General features: G+C 66.5%; 12 protein-coding genes. 4 read left to right on the top strand and 8 right to left on the bottom strand.

The window, feature by feature from the left end:
• Positions 1-129 precede the first annotated feature (129 nt).
• Entirely contained in the window at positions 130-2,115 is a 1,986-nt protein-coding gene (locus GM672_RS06195; protein WP_155469658.1) for an alpha/beta hydrolase family protein, read from the top strand.
• Between the two features lie 9 nt (positions 2,116-2,124).
• Here the strand turns inward: GM672_RS06195 and GM672_RS06190 are convergent, their stop codons facing one another.
• Positions 2,125-3,054 (bottom strand): PLP-dependent cysteine synthase family protein, encoded by a 930-nt coding sequence (locus GM672_RS06190; RefSeq protein WP_229417579.1) that lies wholly within the window; start codon positions 3,052-3,054, stop codon positions 2,125-2,127.
• Positions 3,055-3,319: 265 nt separating this feature from the next.
• Between GM672_RS06190 and lpxO the strand changes: the two genes are divergently transcribed.
• Positions 3,320-4,219, top strand: coding sequence for a lipid A hydroxylase LpxO (gene lpxO, locus GM672_RS06185; protein ID WP_155469657.1), 900 nt, complete (start codon positions 3,320-3,322; stop codon positions 4,217-4,219).
• Positions 4,220-4,250: 31 nt separating this feature from the next.
• Here lpxO and GM672_RS06180 read toward each other — a convergent pair whose 3' ends face one another.
• The 5 genes from GM672_RS06180 to GM672_RS06160 form a co-directional block, all read right to left on the bottom strand.
• Entirely contained in the window at positions 4,251-6,563 is a 2,313-nt protein-coding gene (locus GM672_RS06180; RefSeq protein WP_155469656.1) for a xanthine dehydrogenase family protein molybdopterin-binding subunit, read from the bottom strand.
• Entirely contained in the window at positions 6,560-7,648 is a 1,089-nt protein-coding gene (locus GM672_RS06175; RefSeq protein ID WP_155469655.1) for an FAD binding domain-containing protein, read from the bottom strand. Before GM672_RS06175 ends, GM672_RS06180 begins: the two co-directional genes overlap by 4 nt.
• Complete coding sequence (locus tag GM672_RS06170; RefSeq protein WP_155469654.1) at positions 7,645-8,172, bottom strand: (2Fe-2S)-binding protein; 528 nt, start codon at positions 8,170-8,172, stop codon at positions 7,645-7,647. Before GM672_RS06170 ends, GM672_RS06175 begins: the two co-directional genes overlap by 4 nt.
• Positions 8,173-8,426: 254 nt before the next feature.
• Positions 8,427-9,086, bottom strand: a complete 660-nt coding sequence (locus tag GM672_RS06165; RefSeq protein ID WP_155469653.1) for a PEP-CTERM sorting domain-containing protein — start codon at positions 9,084-9,086, stop codon at positions 8,427-8,429.
• 164 nt (positions 9,087-9,250) lie between these two features.
• Entirely contained in the window at positions 9,251-9,577 is a 327-nt protein-coding gene (locus GM672_RS06160; RefSeq protein WP_229417578.1) for a hypothetical protein, read from the bottom strand.
• A 241-nt stretch (positions 9,578-9,818) separates the two neighbouring features.
• Between GM672_RS06160 and GM672_RS06155 the strand changes: the two genes are divergently transcribed.
• Complete coding sequence (locus GM672_RS06155; protein ID WP_155469652.1) at positions 9,819-11,519, top strand: methyl-accepting chemotaxis protein; 1,701 nt, start codon at positions 9,819-9,821, stop codon at positions 11,517-11,519.
• Between the two features lie 27 nt (positions 11,520-11,546).
• Here the strand turns inward: GM672_RS06155 and GM672_RS06150 are convergent, their stop codons facing one another.
• Together GM672_RS06150 and GM672_RS06145 are read right to left on the bottom strand one after the other, a co-directional pair.
• Entirely contained in the window at positions 11,547-11,735 is a 189-nt protein-coding gene (locus GM672_RS06150; protein ID WP_155469651.1) for an oxidoreductase-like domain-containing protein, read from the bottom strand.
• Positions 11,728-14,781: a ligand-binding sensor domain-containing diguanylate cyclase gene (locus GM672_RS06145; protein WP_155469650.1), complete on the bottom strand. Its 3,054-nt coding sequence runs from the start codon at positions 14,779-14,781 to the stop codon at positions 11,728-11,730. The genes GM672_RS06150 and GM672_RS06145 overlap by 8 nt, the downstream gene beginning before the upstream one ends.
• Positions 14,782-15,116: 335 nt before the next feature.
• On the opposite strand from GM672_RS06145, the gene GM672_RS06140 reads away from it, so the two are divergent.
• Positions 15,117-16,412 (top strand): DEAD/DEAH box helicase (locus tag GM672_RS06140; protein ID WP_155469714.1); only part of this gene is annotated, 1,296 nt, incomplete at its 3' end.

Below are 16,412 nucleotides of genomic sequence, written 5' to 3'. Positions count from 1 at the left end.
GCCACCTGTTAACTTTCCCAGGCGTGAATATTGGAGAGAATCGTTATTAAAACAACGGACCCAACAAGCGGCTTGACGAGATATTAATTATGCAAGGAAAATTGACGGTTCCTTTATTTGACCGTCAATATGAAATTCCCTATTCCAAGCGTTGTCTTCACGACGCTCCTGCTGTCTTCCCACGCAGCAGTGGCTGCCGCGCCGCCGGCGGAAGCCTTTTTCGGCGAGCCTGAAATCAGCAAGGCCGTGCTGTCCCCCAAGGGCAATTACGTGGCCTACCTGTACACGGATGCGCAGCGCCGGCAGATGGTACAGGTGCGCGATACGCGCAACCTGAAGAGTGCCACGATTGCCGCCGTGTCGAAAAGCGAGGACGCCCCGATTTATAGTATTCACTGGGTCAACGAGGATCGCCTGACATTCACCGTCAAGGATCTGCGCGTGGAATTCGAGGGCAATTACGAGGAAATTGCCGTCAATCGGGATGGCAGCAATGTCACGCACCTTATTTCCGGGAACTGGTATCACCGCCAGGAGAAAACCGGTTCGCACATGAAGGACCGGGTATTAACGGCTGCCTATGCCTATTACGGTCCGACCCATGACGGCTCGGACGATATCGTCGTCGAAAAACATATCTGGAACAACATCGACCGGCAGCCCGACACGTCGCGCCTGTATCGCCTCAATACGCGTACACGCACCCTTTCGGACCTGCTGCCCGGCACCCAGCCGGGGCGCGTGCAGGCATGGCTGCTCGACACGGACGATACGCCGCGCATCGCGTATTCGAAGGACAAGGGGCGCTGCATCCTGTCGTACCGGGAAAAGGACGGCAAGGACTGGACGGAGATCAGCAACGCCGAGTGCTACCGCGATACGGTGTTCGCGCCGGAATTTTTCGACAGCCGCAACACGCTGTACGTCACCGCCAATTACAAGGGCCACAAGGCCCTGTACACCTTCGATATCGCCAAGCGGCAGCGCGCGGCGGACCCGCTGCTGGTGCTGGAGGGCTTCGACTTCAACGGTTCGCCCCACATCGACTATGCGGCGCGCAAGCTGCTGGGCCTGGACTTCCTGTCCGATGCCAGGTCGACCGTGTGGTTCGATCCGGCCATGAAGGCGGCGCAGCAGAAAATCGACGCGCTGGTGCCGGGCAGGAGCAACCGCATCAGTTGCAGCGCGGATTGCCGCGACCCGGTGGCGCTGCTGGTCGAGTCCTCGTCGGACCGCCAGCCGACCGAATACCTGGTCTACACGCCCGCCACCAACGCCATCGTCAGCCTGGGCGGTAGGCACCCGGCGATCAAGCGGGCCGACATGGGCCAGCGCGAGTTCCACCGCATCGCCGCCCGTGACGGGCTGAAGATTCCCCTGTACGTGACGACACCGCCAGGGAAAGCGGAGGGACCGCTGCCCGTCGTGATGCTGGTGCATGGCGGCCCATGGGTACGGGGCAGCTCCTGGGAATGGGATGACGAGGCCCAGTTCCTGGCCTCGCGCGGCTACCTGGTGCTGCAGCCGGAATTTCGCGGCAGCCGGGGCTTCGGTGTCGCCCATTTCAAGGCCGGCTGGCAGCAGTGGGGCCGCACCATGCAGGACGACCTGGCCGATACGGCCCAGTGGGCCATCAAGCAGGGCCTGGCCGATCCACGGCGCATCGCCATCATGGGGGCCAGCTACGGTGGCTATGCCACCTTGATGGGTCTGATTCGCAATCCCGAGCTGTTCCGTTGCGGTATCGACCTGGTCGGCGTTACCGATATCGACCTGATGTTCACGTCCGCCCGCGGCGACTTTTCCGAGCACAGCCTGCGCTACGACATGCGCACCCTGATCGGCGACCCGGACAAGGATGCCGACGTATTCCGCCAGAATTCGCCCGTGGCGCTGGCCGGCCAGCTGACCCAGCCCCTGCTGATCGCCCACGGCGCCGAGGACAGGCGCGTGCCCATCGAGCACGCCAAGCGCCTGCGCAGCGCCTTGAGCGGCAATAACAAGCAGCTGGAATGGGTGGTGTACGCCGACGAAGGGCACGGCCTGCGTCACGAGAACAACCGCATCGATTTCTACAAGCGTGTCGATGCCTTCCTGCAGGGCGCGTGCAAGTAGGGCGGTCCGTCAGAAGTACTTCGACAGGTAGTAGGCGCCGGAATCCGGAAACACCGTCGCCACCCTGCCGTGCAGGCGGGGCAGCAGCCGGGCGATGCCGGCCGTGACGCAGCCGCTGGAACCGCCGGCCAGGATGCCTTCCTCGCGCGCCAGCCGGTGGCAGTAGGCCAGGGCATCGGCGTCATCGACCTGGATCACGTCATCGACGACGGCGGCGTCGAAGGCGGGCGGCGGGCGGCGCTTGCCGACGCCTTCGATGACGGTGCCGAAGTCGCCGTCGTTGGCCACGTCCGTGATGACGGGGCGATAGCCGGAGTTGCGCGGTTCGATGCCGATCACCGTCACGTTCGGATCGCGGTCCTTCAGGAAGCGGCCGATGCCGGAAATGGTGCCGCCCGAGCCGATGCCGCAGACGAAGTAGTCGAGCTGCCCGTCGAGCTGGTCCCACAGCTCCGGCGCCGTGTCGGCGTAGTGGGCCTGGCGGTTCAGTTCCGAGCGGTACTGGTCCAGGTGCCAGGCCCCTTCGTCGGCCGCCAGCCGCTCCGCCACGGCCTGGTAATTGCGGCTATCGGACTCGGGTACATCGGCCGCGCACGGATGCACGCGCGCGCCGTAGGCTTCGATGCGCTTGACCTTTTCCGCGCTGGTGTGGTCGGGCACGGTGACATCGCAATCCAGCCCCAGTACGGCACTGGCCATGGCCAGCGCCGCGCCCGTATTCCCGGAAGAACTTTCCACCACATGGCGCACGTCGGCGGGCCGGTGCCGCAGCAGGTAGCGCACCATGCGGTCCTTGATGCTGCCGCCGGGGTTCATGTACTCCAGCTTGGCCACCACCTCGTGGCCCTGGAACAGGCGCTGCAACTGCACGACGGGCGTGTTGCCGATGGCCTCCATGACGGAGCCGCGTATCTGCGATGACTGCCGGGCTGCGGACATAAGAATCTCCCAGGTGTTATCGCCAAGCTAAGCTTTTCTTTCGCGAAAAGCTAGCGCAATTACAATTTCTGTTGCGTTCATTTATGAAAGTGGAACGGTGCGGCCGGTGAGGGGCACCGGCCGGGAAGTTTTCGGGCACTCGGTCAGACACCTGATCCGCCGCGTGCCGCGGCGCCACGCGCGCTACGGGGAGTCAAAGCCGGCCGAGCGGCCGTCAGGCAGCTGCGTTAGAATGGCCGGTTTAGCGATTCAGGGGTTCTGCACCATGAAATGGGCCATTATCGGTTTTTACTTTCTGTCGGTCCTGCACATCCACTTCCGTGGCCGCGTGCGCCTGCCGTTCGGGCGCCAGCTGTTCGACCATTCGTCGTTCATGGCACCGATCAATATCTTCATGCACTCGTTCTCGCGCGTGCCGTCCACGCCCTACCTGCCGGTCAGTAATTTCCCCGAACTGGCGCCGCTGCAGCAGAACTGGCAGGTAATCCGCGCCGAGGCGGAAAACCTGCTGCGCCTGCAGAAGATCAAGGCTTCCGAGCAGAACGACGACGCCGGCTTCAATTCCTTCTTCAAGGCCGGCTGGAAGCGCTTCTACCTGAAGTGGTATAACGCCAGCCACCCGTCGGCGGCCCAGCTGTGCCCGCAGACCCATGCGCTGCTGCAGGGTATTCCGTCCGTGAAGGCGGCCATGTTCGCCGAGCTGCCGCCGGGCGGCAAGCTCAATCCCCACCGCGACCCGTTCGCCGGCTCGCTGCGCTACCACCTGGGCCTGGCCACGCCGAACGACGACCGCTGCTTCATCGACGTCGACGGCGAGCGCCACAGCTGGCGCGACGGCCAGCCCGTGATGTTCGACGAAACCTATATCCACTGGGCCATCAACGGCAGCGAAAGCGACCGCATCATCCTGTTCTGCGATATCGAGCGGCCGATGCGTTTCCGCTGGGCGCAGGCGATCAACCGCTTCCTCGGCAAGACGATGATGACGGCTGCCGCGTCGCCGAACGAAACGGGCGACCAGGTGGGCCTCGTCAGCAAGCTGTTCCGCGTCTCCTTCTACGCCGGCAAATACCGCCGGCGCTTCAAGGCGTGGAACAAGACCGTCTACAAGATCACCAAGATCGCCCTGATCGTGGGCGTTGCCGCCCTGATCTACTACATCTGAGTTACTACAGCTGACCTGCTGCGCTGACGCGTCAGGCGCCGGTTGCCGCCGGCGGGCCGTCGAAGCCGGCCAGCACCTTGTCCGGCGTCATCGGCGTGCTGCGCAGGCGCCGGCCCGTGGCGTGGTAGATGGCGTTGCTGATGGCCGCCGCCACGCCGACGATGCCGATCTCGCCCACGCCCTTGGCACCCAGCCGGCTGACGATGCGGTCGTCTTCGTTGGCGAAGATGACGTCGATGGCGTGGATGTCGGCGTTCACCGGCACATGGTATTCCGACAGGTTATGGTTCATGAAGCGGCCGAAGCGGTGGTCCGTGTAGCTTTCCTCATGCAGGGCCTGGCTGATGCCCCAGACGATGCCGCCGACGACCTGGCTGGTGGCCGTCTTCAGGTTCATGATGCGCCCGGCCGCCACGGCATCGACCACGCGCGTGACGCGCACGACGCCCAGCTCCTCGTCCACCCGCACTTCCACGAACACGGCCGAATGCACCAGGCGGCGGAACTTGCGCTGCTTGAGCATATTGGGCAGCATCAGGTATTTTTCCTCCAGCCGCACGACGCCGCTGTCAGCCAGGATGGTGGCGAGCGGCACGGCCGTCTCGGGGTGCTTCTTCAACCGTAAAGTCCCGGCGACGAATTCCACGTCGCGGTTCCTCGCCTTGGCGAACGGCGAATCGGCCAGTTTCTGGGCGTGCTTGAGCAGGGTCTTGCGCAGCTTCTCGCACACACCCGCAACGGCCGAGCCGACCGTCGTCACGTGCGAGGAGCCGCCCTCGATGGGCGCCACCGGCAGGGTCGAGTCGCCCAGCTGGAACGTCACGTCCTCCAGCGGCAGGCCCATGGCCTCGGCGGCGATCATCGCCATCACCGTGTAGGTACCGGTGCCGATATCGGTGGCGGCGCTGGAGACCACCAGCTTGCCGTCCGCGTGCAGCACGGCACTGGCGCGGGCAAACATCTGCATCGCGTCCCACACGCCGGTGGCCATGCCCCAGCCCACCAGTTCCGTCCCTTCCCGCATCGAGCGGGGCGCCAGCGGGCGCTTGTCCCAGCCGAACTGCTTCGCGCCCAGTTCATAGCAGGCGCGCAGTTCCTTGCTGGAGTAGGGCTTGTCCTCCACCGGCGCGCGGTCGGCGTAGTTCTTCAGGCGCAGCGCCAGCGGGTCCATGCCCAGCTCGTAGGACAGCTCGTCCATCGCCACTTCCAGCGCATGCACGCCGTGGGCGGCGCCGGGCGCGCGCATGTCGATCGGGGTGTACTGGTCCAGCTTGACGAGCTTGTAGTCGAACTTGATGTTGTCGCAGGCGTAGAGCAGGCCGGACCAGTTGACCACCACTTCCACGTAATCCTCGATATGCGACGTCTCGGCAATCGCCTCATGATAGATCGAGCGCAGGGTGCCGTCGCGCTCCGCGGCCAGCTTCACCCGCTGCAGCGTTTCGGGGCGGTGGCCGAAGGTGAACATCTGCTGGCGCGTCAGCACGACGCGTACCGAGCGTTTCAGGTGCAGCGCCGCCATCACGGCCAGGGTCAGCTGATATTGCGGACGCAGGCCGGAGCCGAAGGCGCCGCCCACATAGGTATTGCGCACCGTGACCTTCGATTTCGACAGGCCGAACACGTGCGACACGTACCAGCGGCTGTTCTGCGAGCTTTGCGTCTTGTCGTAGATGGTGAGATGGCCGTCCGCCTCGCGGATCACGGTGGAGGCGAACAGCTCCATCGGGTTGTGGTGCTCGACACCGCTGTAGAACTGGGCATCGACCTTCACGGGCGCAGCCTCAAAAGCCTTGTCGGCGTCGCCCTTTTCGCTCGGGGGCGGTTCGAAGCCGGCCTTCAGGGGCTTGGGCTTGTAGGCCTTGTCGACATTGGCCGACAGCTTGGTGTCGTGCGCTTCCTGGTCGATGTCGATGCGAACCAGCGAGGCGGCGTAGCGGGCCGCCTCGAACGTTTCGGCCACGACCAGAGCAACCGGCTGGCCGCTGTAGAACACCTTGTCGTCGTACAGGGGCCGGAACGGGGCGCCGGCCGGCGCCGTCATGTCCTTGTAGGCGATGTCGAAGCCCCGTACCTTGGGGCGGTTCGCATGCGTCAGCACCTGCACCACGCCCGGCACGGCCAGCGCTTCGTCGACGTGGATGGCCGTGATGCGGCCCTTCGCCACGGGGCTGTTGACGACGACGCCGTAGGCCAGGTCGGGCGCGAAGTGTTCGGCTGCGTACTTGGCCTGGCCGGTGACCTTGGCGCGGCCGTCGATGCGCGAGACGGGCGTGCCGGTGCGTACCTGGCCCGTGCCCGGGTCGGCCACGGGGGCCTGCAATGCCTCGATCAGATCGGTCATGGTGTTTCTCCTTGTTCGGTATCGTCCGGCGTGGCGCTCCAGTTCTTGACGGTGCCGTGCACGGCTACCTGCAGCGCGCGCACGATGGCGTTGCGCGCCAGCGGAATCTTGAAATCATTCGCGCCGCGCCCCACGGCGCCGGCCAGCAGCGCGTCGGCCACGCGGCCGAACAGTTCGTCGGACGGCCGCTCGCCGGCCAGCAGCGCCTCGGCCTCCGGCTTGCGCCAGGGCTTGTGCGCCACGCCGCCGACGGCGATGCGGGCCGCGCGGATGCTGCCGTCCTCGCCCATGTCCAGGGCCGCCGCCACGGAGGACAGCGCGAAGGCATACGACAGCCGTTCGCGCAGCTTCAGGTAGGCCGAGTGGCCGGCGAACTGCGTGGCGGGCGGCAGGGCGATATGGGTGATCAGCTCGTCGGCCGCCAGGGTCGTGTCGCGGTCGGGCCGGTCGCCCGGCAGCCGGTGGAAGTCGGCGAAGGCGATCTCGCGCTTGCCCCGCACCGACTGCACGTGCACCACCGCTTCCAGCGCGGCCAGGGCCACGCACATGTCGGAAGGGTGGGTGGCGATGCAGTGTTCGGACGTGCCGAGGATGGCGTGCTGACGCGTGACGCCGCCGATGGCCGAGCAGCCGCTGCCCGGCGTGCGCTTGTTGCACGGGGTGGCGACGTCGTAGAAGTAGTAGCAGCGGGTGCGCTGCAGCAGGTTGCCGCCGTTGCTGGCCATATTGCGCAGCTGCGGCGAGGCGCCCGCCAGGATGGCGTCGGCCAGCAGCGGATAGCGCTCCTTCACCAGCGGGTGGTAGGCCGTGTCGGCATTGCGGGCCAGGGCGCCCAGCAGCAGGCCGCCGTCCGGCGTTTCCTCGATCTGGTCGAAGGGCAGGCGGTTGATGTCGACCAGGCGCGGCGCCGCCTGCACGCCTTCCTTCAGCAGGTCGAGCAGGTTGGTGCCGCCGGCGATGAAGCGTACTTCGTGCTGGTTGGCCGTGTTGTCGCTGCCGTTTTCGTTGCTGTCGCCGGCGTTGGCGGCGATCTGCTGCAGCGCGCCGTCTAGATCGGCGGGGCGGGAGTAGGCGAATGGGTTCATGCCGGCACCGTCCCCGTCACGACGCCCCGTTCGGCGTTCTCGCTGGCCGGGTCGATGCCCGCCACCTGGCTGACGGCGCGCAGGATCTGCGGGTAGGCGCCGCAGCGGCAGATGTTCCCGCTCATCAGCTCGCGCACGTCGGCCGAGCAGCGCGCCTGGCCTTCGTTGACGAGGCCCACGGCCGAACAGATCTGCCCCGGCGTACAGTAACCGCACTGGAAGGCATCGTGCTCGACGAACGCCTGCTGCACCGGGTGCAGCTTGTCGCCGTCGGCCAGGCCTTCCACGGTGGTGATGTCACGGCCGTCCTGCATCACGGCCAGGGTCAGGCAGGAATTGATGCGGCGACCGTCCACCAGCACCGTGCACGCGCCGCACTGGCCGTGGTCGCAGCCCTTCTTCGTGCCCGTCAGCCCGAGCCGCTCGCGCAGCAGGTCGAGCAGGGTGACCCAGGCTTCCAGTTCCAATGTGTGCTCGCGGCCGTTGACGGTGATGGTCAGCGGATGGCGCTCGGGAGCTTGCATGGCGTATCCTTTATCGTGGCGTTAAAGGATCGCGGGGCAGCCCGGCATGGCAGCAATGGCGCGCAGGCAGTCGCCCCGGCGATCCCGGGGTATGCCTCACCTTAGCGTCCAATAGCCGTACCCGGCAGTGCGCTCGTTCACACAGCGCCAAAGAAAAAGCCCGCAGCTTGCGCCGCGGGCCCGAAGAGGACTACCGGTTCTTCTTTACTGCTTCTTATTTCATCACATGCTTGTTTGCGTGCTTGTTTGCGTACTTATTTGCGTACTCGGCGCGCCAGCAGGCCGACCAGCGCCAGGCCGGCGGCCAGCATCGGCAGCGTGCCCGGTTCCGGCACCGGCGAAACGGCCTTGAACGACAGGTCGCGGCCGAAGATCACGGCGTCGTCGAACCGGGCGGTCTTGCCGCCGTTGTTGAGCCACTCGATATTCCAGCTGCCCGTCAGGGTCTGGCCGGCGCCGATGGCCTGGTTATCGAACAGGAAGGTCGTGCTGCCGGCGTTGACGCCGTTCAGCGACAGGGCCAGGTCCAGGGTGGCGTCCACGGTCTTGCTGACGTTCGTGATGGTCCACGTACCGGTCTTGCCGTCGCGGCTTTCCGTGAAGCCGAAATCGAATGCCCGGCTGAAGTCCAGGTCGAAGAAGCCGATGTAGTTTTCCTTGTACAGCGTGTCCCACGAACCGGTGCCGCTGCTCTTGAAGGCGGAGTTGAAGCCGGCCGTGCTGGGGCCGAAGACGGTCAGCGAATCGCCGCTGGAGTAGGCCAGCTTGTCGGCGTTCTCGCCGGCCAGCTTGACGTCGTCCACGGAGGCCTTGCCCACGCCTGCCTTGGAGTGGAAGAAGGTGGCATTGGCCGCGCCGGCGGTCAGCAGGGTTGCGCTCAGCAGCGCGATCTTGGCAATACGTGCAATGGTCATTTGATTTTCTTTGGTTCGTTCTTGCCGGGAGTGGGGGCAGGAAGAGAATGGCGGCAATTGTTTGGCCGAAATCAAATAGTAAACCAGTAACACATCGATTGCAACAACGAAATTAGACTTTCCATAACACAACTTGCTCTTTACGCAACAACCAGCCTCCCGTGTCACCGTTGCCTGGGTTTTTGCCGGGCTTCATCGGGTGTGAGCAACCACACGCGGTCAATGTCGCCGTCAGCATTCTGTGTGTAATTCACCACGATATCGCTGCCGCGCAGCGCAGCGGGGACTTCGACCAGGTTGTCCTGGTTGAAGATGCGGGCAGCCGGCGACAGCCTGCGGGCCTTGCCGTCCAGCGTGATGTCGGGGAAGTAGCCCGGTGTCATGCGGCCGCGCTTCGCTTCCGGTGGGAAAACGCGCTCGTCGGCCCGGGCCGGCACGGCGGCGATCGACAGGCCCAGCATGACGAGGGCAAGCAGGGTACGGCGTTGCATGGGACCTCCCGCAAAAAGCCTTACTGTACCCGGCCGCCGCACCGATGGAAAGCGCGGGACGGCCCCGGTTTTCGCTGCGTGGCTCCGTGTTTTGACGGTGCGTGGCATGCTGGCGCCAGCCGCCGGCTGGAGAACGCCGTGCATTTGTGGGCGACCATCAACCTACATCCAGGGACCCGAAGCCGCCGCCCCCGCTGGCCGCCAGGCCGCGAGGCGATCGAGGTGCCGTCGAGGAGATGCCATGAAGTGGTTCTACGACCTGAAAATCGCGCCGAAGCTGCTTGCCGTGTTCGGTATCGTCCAGTTGCTGATGCTGATCATGGGGATTGCCAGTATCAGCGCGATGTCGAAACTGAACGATGCGTCGACCGCGCTGGCCGCGAACTGGATGCCCAGCGTACGCGCCGTGATGCAGCTGCGCACCGACGTGGGCGAGCTGCGCCGCTGGCAGCTGGCGCACATGCTGACCGACGTGCCCAAGTCGCTCGATACCTATGAAGACCGCATGGCCAAGACACTGGCGGCCCAGCGCAGCAACGCGGAGAACTACGAGAAACTCATTTCCAGCCCGGAGGAACGGGCCATCTACCAGGACTTCGCACGCAACTGGCAGCTGTTCCTGGTCGAGCACAACAAGGTGATCGGCCTGTCGCGCCAGAACCTGAAGGCCGAGGCCCGTGCTGCCGCGGCCGGCCAGTCCGCAAAAATCCTGACCGACGCCACCGCCGCGCTGGACAAGCTCGTGACGATGAATGTCGACGGCGGCAAGAAGGCCAGCGATGAAGCCGAAGCGCTGTACCAGAACTCCCGCGCCACGTCGCTGGCCCTGCTGGCACTGGCGCTGGTGCTGGGCTGCACCCTGGCGCTGTGGGTGGCGCGCATCGTCGCGCGGCCCCTGCGCCAGGCCGTCGACGCGGCGCGGGCCGTGGCCGAGGGCGACCTGACCCAGGAAATCGACGTGCGCTCGCGCGACGAAACGGGCGAACTGATGGCGGCCCTGCGCGACATGACGGCCAGGCTGCAGGGCCTGGTGGCCCAGGTCCGTACGGGCACGGACACCATCGCCACGGCCTCCAGCGAGATCGCGGCCGGCAACCAGGACCTGTCGGCCCGCACCGAGGAACAGGCCAGCGCGCTGGAGCAGACGGCGTCGTCGATGGAGCAGCTCACGTCCACCGTCAAGCAGAACGCGGACAATGCGCGCCAGGCCAACCAGCTGGCGCAGTCGGCCTCGGGCATCGCCGTGCGGGGCGGCGCCGTCGTCGGCGAAGTGGTCGGGACGATGGCGTCCATCAATGAAGCGTCGCGCAAGATCGTCGACATCATTTCCGTCATCGACGGCATCGCCTTCCAGACCAATATCCTGGCCCTGAATGCCGCGGTCGAGGCGGCGCGTGCGGGCGAGCAGGGCAGGGGCTTCGCCGTCGTCGCCAGCGAGGTGCGCAACCTGGCGCAGCGCTCGGCGGCCGCCGCCAAGGACATCAAGCAGCTGATCAACGACTCGGTCGACAAGGTCGACACGGGCTCGCGCCTCGTCAACGAGGCCGGCAACACGATGGATGAAATCGTCGCCAGCATCACCCGCGTGACGGACATCATGAGCGAAATCACGGCCGCCAGCAGCGAGCAGAGTGCCGGCATCGAGCAGGTCAACCAGGCGGTGGTGCAGATGGACCAGACCACGCAGCAGAACGCGGCCCTGGTGGAGGAATCGGCCGCCGCCGCCGAGTCGATGCAGCAGCAGGCCGCCCGGCTGGCGCAGATCGTCAGCGTGTTCCGGCTGAACGCGCAGGCCATGGCCGGCATTGCCGCGCAGGCCGCCACGGCACCGGCGCGGATGGTGGCCGCCGCCAAGGCGCGGCCGGTGGCCGTCGCGCCACGGCCGGCGCTGGCTGCGGCGAAGCCTTCGAAGCCGCAGGAGGATGAGTGGGAGACGTTCTAGCCGGCGCGTGAGGCAGGGTGGTTCAAGTCAGCCGCTCGGATGCCGCGCCAGCCAGGCCGCCAGCAGTTCGCGGTACCGTTCCAGCGCTTCCTCGTACAGGTCATACACGCACACGGCGCAGCCGCTGCCGCAGCAGTCGCCCGGTTCCGGCTTGGGCGGCGGCTCGGGACGCGGATCGGGTGCAGGAACGGCGCGCGTGGTGGCCACGTCAGCCATCCTTCGACGCCAGCATGGCCTGGTTGCGGCCGCGGATCTTGGCGCGGTACAGGGCGCGGTCGGCGCGCTGCACCAGTTCGTCCGGGTCGGCGCCTTCCGTCGGCACCTGCACGGCCACGCCGATGCTGATGGTGACGCGCCCGAAGGGCGACTCTTCATGCTCGAATTCCATCGCCGCCAGCTCGGTGCAGATGTCCTGTGCCGTCTGCAGCGCGTCCGCGCTTTCGGTGCCGGCCGACAGCAGCACGAATTCCTCGCCGCCGTAGCGGGCCGCCAGGTCGGTGGGGCGGCGTGCGTGGCGTGCCACCAGGGCTGCCACGGAGCGCAGGCAGGCGTCGCCGGCCACGTGGCCGTAGCGGTCGTTGTACCTCTTGAAGTAGTCGACGTCCAGCACCAGCAGCGCCAGCGGCTGGCCGGAGCGCGCGGCGCGGCGCCATTCGCTGGCCAGCTGGGTGTCGAAGCCGCGCCGGTTCGTCACGCCCGTCAGGCCGTCCGTCGTCGACAGGGCCGCCAGCTTCAGGTTCGACTGTTCCAGTTCGGCCGTGCGCACGGCAACGATGCGTTCCAGCGCCGCCTTCAACTGCGTCAGGCGCCGCACGCGCCAGCGGTAGAAGGCCCACAGCAGCGCGCAGGCCAGCACGGCGGCCGGGATGCGAAACCACCACGTCTGCCAGAACGGCGGCGTGATCGTCACCAGCAGGGAAGCGGGCTCCGTGTTCCACACGCCCCGGTGGTTGGCGGCCTTGACGCTGAAGCGGTAGCGGCCCGGATCGAGGTTGGTATAGGTGGCGGCGCGGCGGGTGGCGTCCGTTTCGACCCAGTCCTTGTCGAAGCCTTCGAGCCGGTAGGCATAGCGGTTCAGGCCCGGCTCCGTGTAGTGCAGCGCGGCGAATTCGATCGAGAAGCCGGAGGCTTCCGGCGCCAGGGTCAGCGCGCGCGGGGCCGTCACGGCGCCTTCCAGCTTCACGCCCGGATGGGGGCGCGCTTCGCTGAGCGAATGGTTGTAGACCTTGATGTCCGTGATGGCCACCTGCGGCGCCGCCGTCGGGCTGCGCACGTCGCGCGGGGCGATGGCCGTCATGCCGTGCACGCCGCCGAAGTACAGCAGGCCGTTCGGGCCGGGCAGCGAGGAATTGATGGTGAAGCCGTCCGTCATGCCGTCCGCCGCCGTGTACTGCATCGACTTGCCCGTGGCCGGATCGATTCGGTACAGGCCGGCGATGGTGCTGACCCACAGCCTGTCGTCCAGGTCGTTGCGGATCGACAGGATCTTGGCGCCGTTGGTGGCGGCAAGATAGGAGCGAAAGCCGATCCGGCCGCCTTCGCGCAGCACCACCTGCTGCAGGCCCTTGGCCGTGCCCACCCACAGGCGGCCCAGCGAATCCTCGTGCAGGCTCGAGACGTTGTCGTCGGCCAGGCTGTCGGGCGACTTCGGATCGTGCTCGAAGTGGCGGAACTTGCCCGTCTTCGGATCCAGCAGGTCCAGCCCGCCGCCGTTCCATTCGGAACCCATCCACACGCGGCCGCTGCGGTCCTCCAGCACCGTCGATGTGCCGTTGACGCTGCGGCTGTCCGGGTCCTTCGGGTCGTTGCGGTACATGCGGTGCGTGCCGCTGGCCGGCTCGTAACGGATCAGGCTGTTGCCGGTGGCCAGCCACAGCACGCCGTCGCGGCCCGGGGCGATGCCGTTGATGTAGTCGCTGGCCGTATTGCCGAAGTGAACGGACTGGAAGCTGCCGTCCGGATCGTCCAGCCGGTTCAGGCCGTTCGAGGTGCCGGCCCACAGGGGGCCGTCCGGGTCCTGGTACAGGCAGTAGACGATATTCTGCGTCAGGGTGCCGGGCTTCTTCGGGTCCGACACATAGCGGCGGATGACGGCATTGGTGGCCGGATCGAACAGGCTGATGCCCACGTTACCGCCCAGCCACAGCTTGCCGGCCGGCGCCTGCGCGATGCTGAGCACGGCATTGGTGCCGGGCGCGCCCGTCTGGTCGGCGCTGTGCGGCACGTAGCGGGCAAAGCCCGTGCTGTTCAGGTTGACGAGGCTGATGCCGTCCGTGAACGAGGCGATCCACAGCATGCCGCCCCGGTCCTGCGTGATGGCGCGCAGGTTGTCGCCCGGCAGCGAGAACGGGTCGCTGGGATTGTGCGAGAACTGGCTGAAGCGCCCGGCCCGCGCGTCCCAGCGCAGCAGGCCGGCCGACAGGGTGGTGGCCCAAAGGGTCTGCTCGCGGTCGATATAGAAGCTGTTGACGCGGCTGTTCGGCGCCACCAGCACGCGCCGTTCGCTCCACGGCGTGCCCGCATCCCAGCGCAGCGCGCCGCTTTCGGTGCCGATCCACAGGTTGCCGGCCTTGTCGAACTGCAGCGCGCGCACGATATTCATGCGCGGGTCGGGCTGGTCGGCCGGATCGACGGTGTAATGGACGAACTCGGTGCCGCCCGGCGGCAGGTAGTCCAGTCCGCCCGGCCACGTGGCGGCATACACGCCGCCCTTGGCGTCCAGCGCGATGGCGTTCAGGTCGTTGGTGGCCAGGCTGCCCGGGCGGGCCGCGTCGTGCTCGTACACGACGAACTTGCCGGTGGCCGGATCGAAGTGCTGCAGCCCGCCCCAGCTGGCGATCCACATGCCGTCCTTGCCGTCCGAAATGATGGCCTTGATGATGCCCCGGTTCTTCGGCCCCTGTGGCGCGCGGAACACAGTGAAGTCGTTGGTGGCCGGGTTGTAGCGGGCCAGGCCGTCCTGCGTGCCGGCCCAGATGCGGCCCTTGCCATCTTCATAGAGGGCCGACACGCGGTCGTGCGGCAGGCTTTTCGCGTCGTTCGACCGGCTCGTGTAGCGCACGGCCTGGTAGCCGTTGTAGCGGTACAGGCCGTTGACGTGGGTACCGATCCACATGAAGCCCTGGCGATCCTGCAGCAGCGACAGCATCGACGGCTCGTCGTTGCCCAGCGGTCCCAGCTTCTTGAAGCGCAGGGTCGGCGGCGCCGCCGGCTGCGCCAGCGCGGCGCCGGCCAGCAGGATGGCGATCAGGAAGCCGAGCATCAGCTGGCAGAGGGCGCGCGGCCGCGCAAATGGGGGAATTGGGACAGGTGTGCAGTGCATCCGGCGATTATACATTCCTTTTATGCAATAATTTTGCATTCAAATGTCGCGATTTGTGCGTATCCCGGCCGAAACGGGTATGATCCGGGGTTGGCTGCTCTGGCCGTTGCGCGCGCAGGCTGCAGGCTTTCGTGCCACACGTCGCCAGCGCCGTCATCCCGGCAAGCGCCGCGCACACCCCGCGGCCGGCCGGCCGAACACGAACGCAGCGCAGGTGGCGGCGTTCCCACTGATTAAATGTAGAGAGCATGGCGGCCCGTCCGCCGCCCCAGAATATGTCCGATTTCGAAACCCCTCCAGCTTCCGCTTCCGCTTCGGCTTCCGATATTGAGCCTGCGGCATCCGCCCCGGTGCGCTTCGCCGACTTCGGCCTGTCGCCCGATATCCTGCGTGCGCTGACGGACCAGGGTTATGAACACCCGACCCCGATCCAGGCCCAGGCCATTCCCGTCGTGCTGAAAGGCCGCGACGTGATGGGCGCCGCCCAGACCGGTACCGGCAAGACGGCCGGCTTCTCGCTGCCCATCATCCAGCTGCTGCTGGCCCATGCCAGCCCCAGCATGAGCCCGGCCCGCCACCCCGTGCGCGCGCTGATCCTGACGCCCACGCGCGAGCTGGCCGTGCAGGTGGCGGAAAACGTGGCCGCGTATTCGCGCCACACGCCGCTGCGTTCGACCGTCGTCTATGGCGGCGTCGACATGAAGCCGCAGACGGCCATCCTGCGCAACGGCGTCGAGATCATCATCGCCACGCCGGGCCGCCTGCTCGATCACATCGAGCAGAAGACCGTGTCGCTGGGCCAGGTGTCGATGTTCGTCATGGACGAAGCGGACCGCATGCTGGACATGGGCTTCCTGCCCGACCTGCAGCGCATCATCAACCTGCTGCCGAAGCAGCGCCAGAACCTGATGTTCTCGGCCACCTTCTCGACCGAGATCAAGCGCCTGGCCAACAGCTTCCTGAACGACCCCGTCACCATCGAAGTCGCGCGCAGCAATGCCACGGCCGACAAGGTCACCCAGGTGGTCTACAAGGTCAGCGAGGAAAACAAGCGCGAAGCCGTGGCCCACATCCTGCGCCAGCGCGAACTGAAGCAGGTGATCGTGTTCTCGAACACGAAGATCGGCGCGTCGCGCCTGGCGCGCGGCCTGGAACAGGAAGGCATGAAGGCCACCGCCATCCACGGCGACCGCACGCAGCAGGAACGCATGGCGGCCCTGGAAGCGTTCAAGCGCGGCGAGATCGACGTGCTGGTGGCCACCGACGTGGCCGCGCGCGGGCTCGATATCTCCGACCTGCCTTGCGTGATCAACTACGACCTGCCGTACAACGCGGAAGACTACGTGCACCGCATCGGCCGCACGGGCCGCGCCGGCGCGTCGGGCGACGCCATCTCGATCTTCTCGGACAAGGACGAGCGCCTGCTGGTCGACATCGAAAAGCTGATCAAGCAGACCATCCGCCGCGCCGAGCTGGAAGGCTTCAAGCCGGGCGCGCGCAGCAGCGAGGAGCGCCCGCGCGAAGCGCGTCCGCCACGCCGTGGCGCCGAGGGCGAGCGCAGCTTCGGCGGC

The organism is Pseudoduganella buxea (genome assembly GCF_009720835.1).
Lineage (GTDB): Bacteria > Pseudomonadota > Gammaproteobacteria > Burkholderiales > Burkholderiaceae_D > Rugamonas > Rugamonas buxea.
Note: the sequence above shows the minus strand (reverse complement) of the source record. Positions and strands in the feature narration are given on the sequence as shown.

Excerpts from the sequence above, each read along its gene's own strand:
- GM672_RS06195 (WP_155469658.1), top strand. The coding sequence starts at position 130 with ATGAAATTCCCTATTCCAAGCGTTGTCTTCACGACGCTCCTGCTGTCT.
- GM672_RS06190 (WP_229417579.1), bottom strand. The coding sequence starts at position 3,054 with ATGTCCGCAGCCCGGCAGTCATCGCAGATACGCGGCTCCGTCATGGAG.
- lpxO (WP_155469657.1), top strand. The coding sequence starts at position 3,320 with ATGAAATGGGCCATTATCGGTTTTTACTTTCTGTCGGTCCTGCACATC.
- GM672_RS06180 (WP_155469656.1), bottom strand. The coding sequence starts at position 6,563 with ATGACCGATCTGATCGAGGCATTGCAGGCCCCCGTGGCCGACCCGGGC.
- GM672_RS06175 (WP_155469655.1), bottom strand. The coding sequence starts at position 7,648 with ATGAACCCATTCGCCTACTCCCGCCCCGCCGATCTAGACGGCGCGCTG.
- GM672_RS06170 (WP_155469654.1), bottom strand. The coding sequence starts at position 8,172 with ATGCAAGCTCCCGAGCGCCATCCGCTGACCATCACCGTCAACGGCCGC.
- GM672_RS06165 (WP_155469653.1), bottom strand. The coding sequence starts at position 9,086 with ATGACCATTGCACGTATTGCCAAGATCGCGCTGCTGAGCGCAACCCTG.
- GM672_RS06160 (WP_229417578.1), bottom strand. The coding sequence starts at position 9,577 with ATGCAACGCCGTACCCTGCTTGCCCTCGTCATGCTGGGCCTGTCGATC.
- GM672_RS06155 (WP_155469652.1), top strand. The coding sequence starts at position 9,819 with ATGAAGTGGTTCTACGACCTGAAAATCGCGCCGAAGCTGCTTGCCGTG.
- GM672_RS06150 (WP_155469651.1), bottom strand. The coding sequence starts at position 11,735 with ATGGCTGACGTGGCCACCACGCGCGCCGTTCCTGCACCCGATCCGCGT.
- GM672_RS06145 (WP_155469650.1), bottom strand. The coding sequence starts at position 14,781 with ATGCTCGGCTTCCTGATCGCCATCCTGCTGGCCGGCGCCGCGCTGGCG.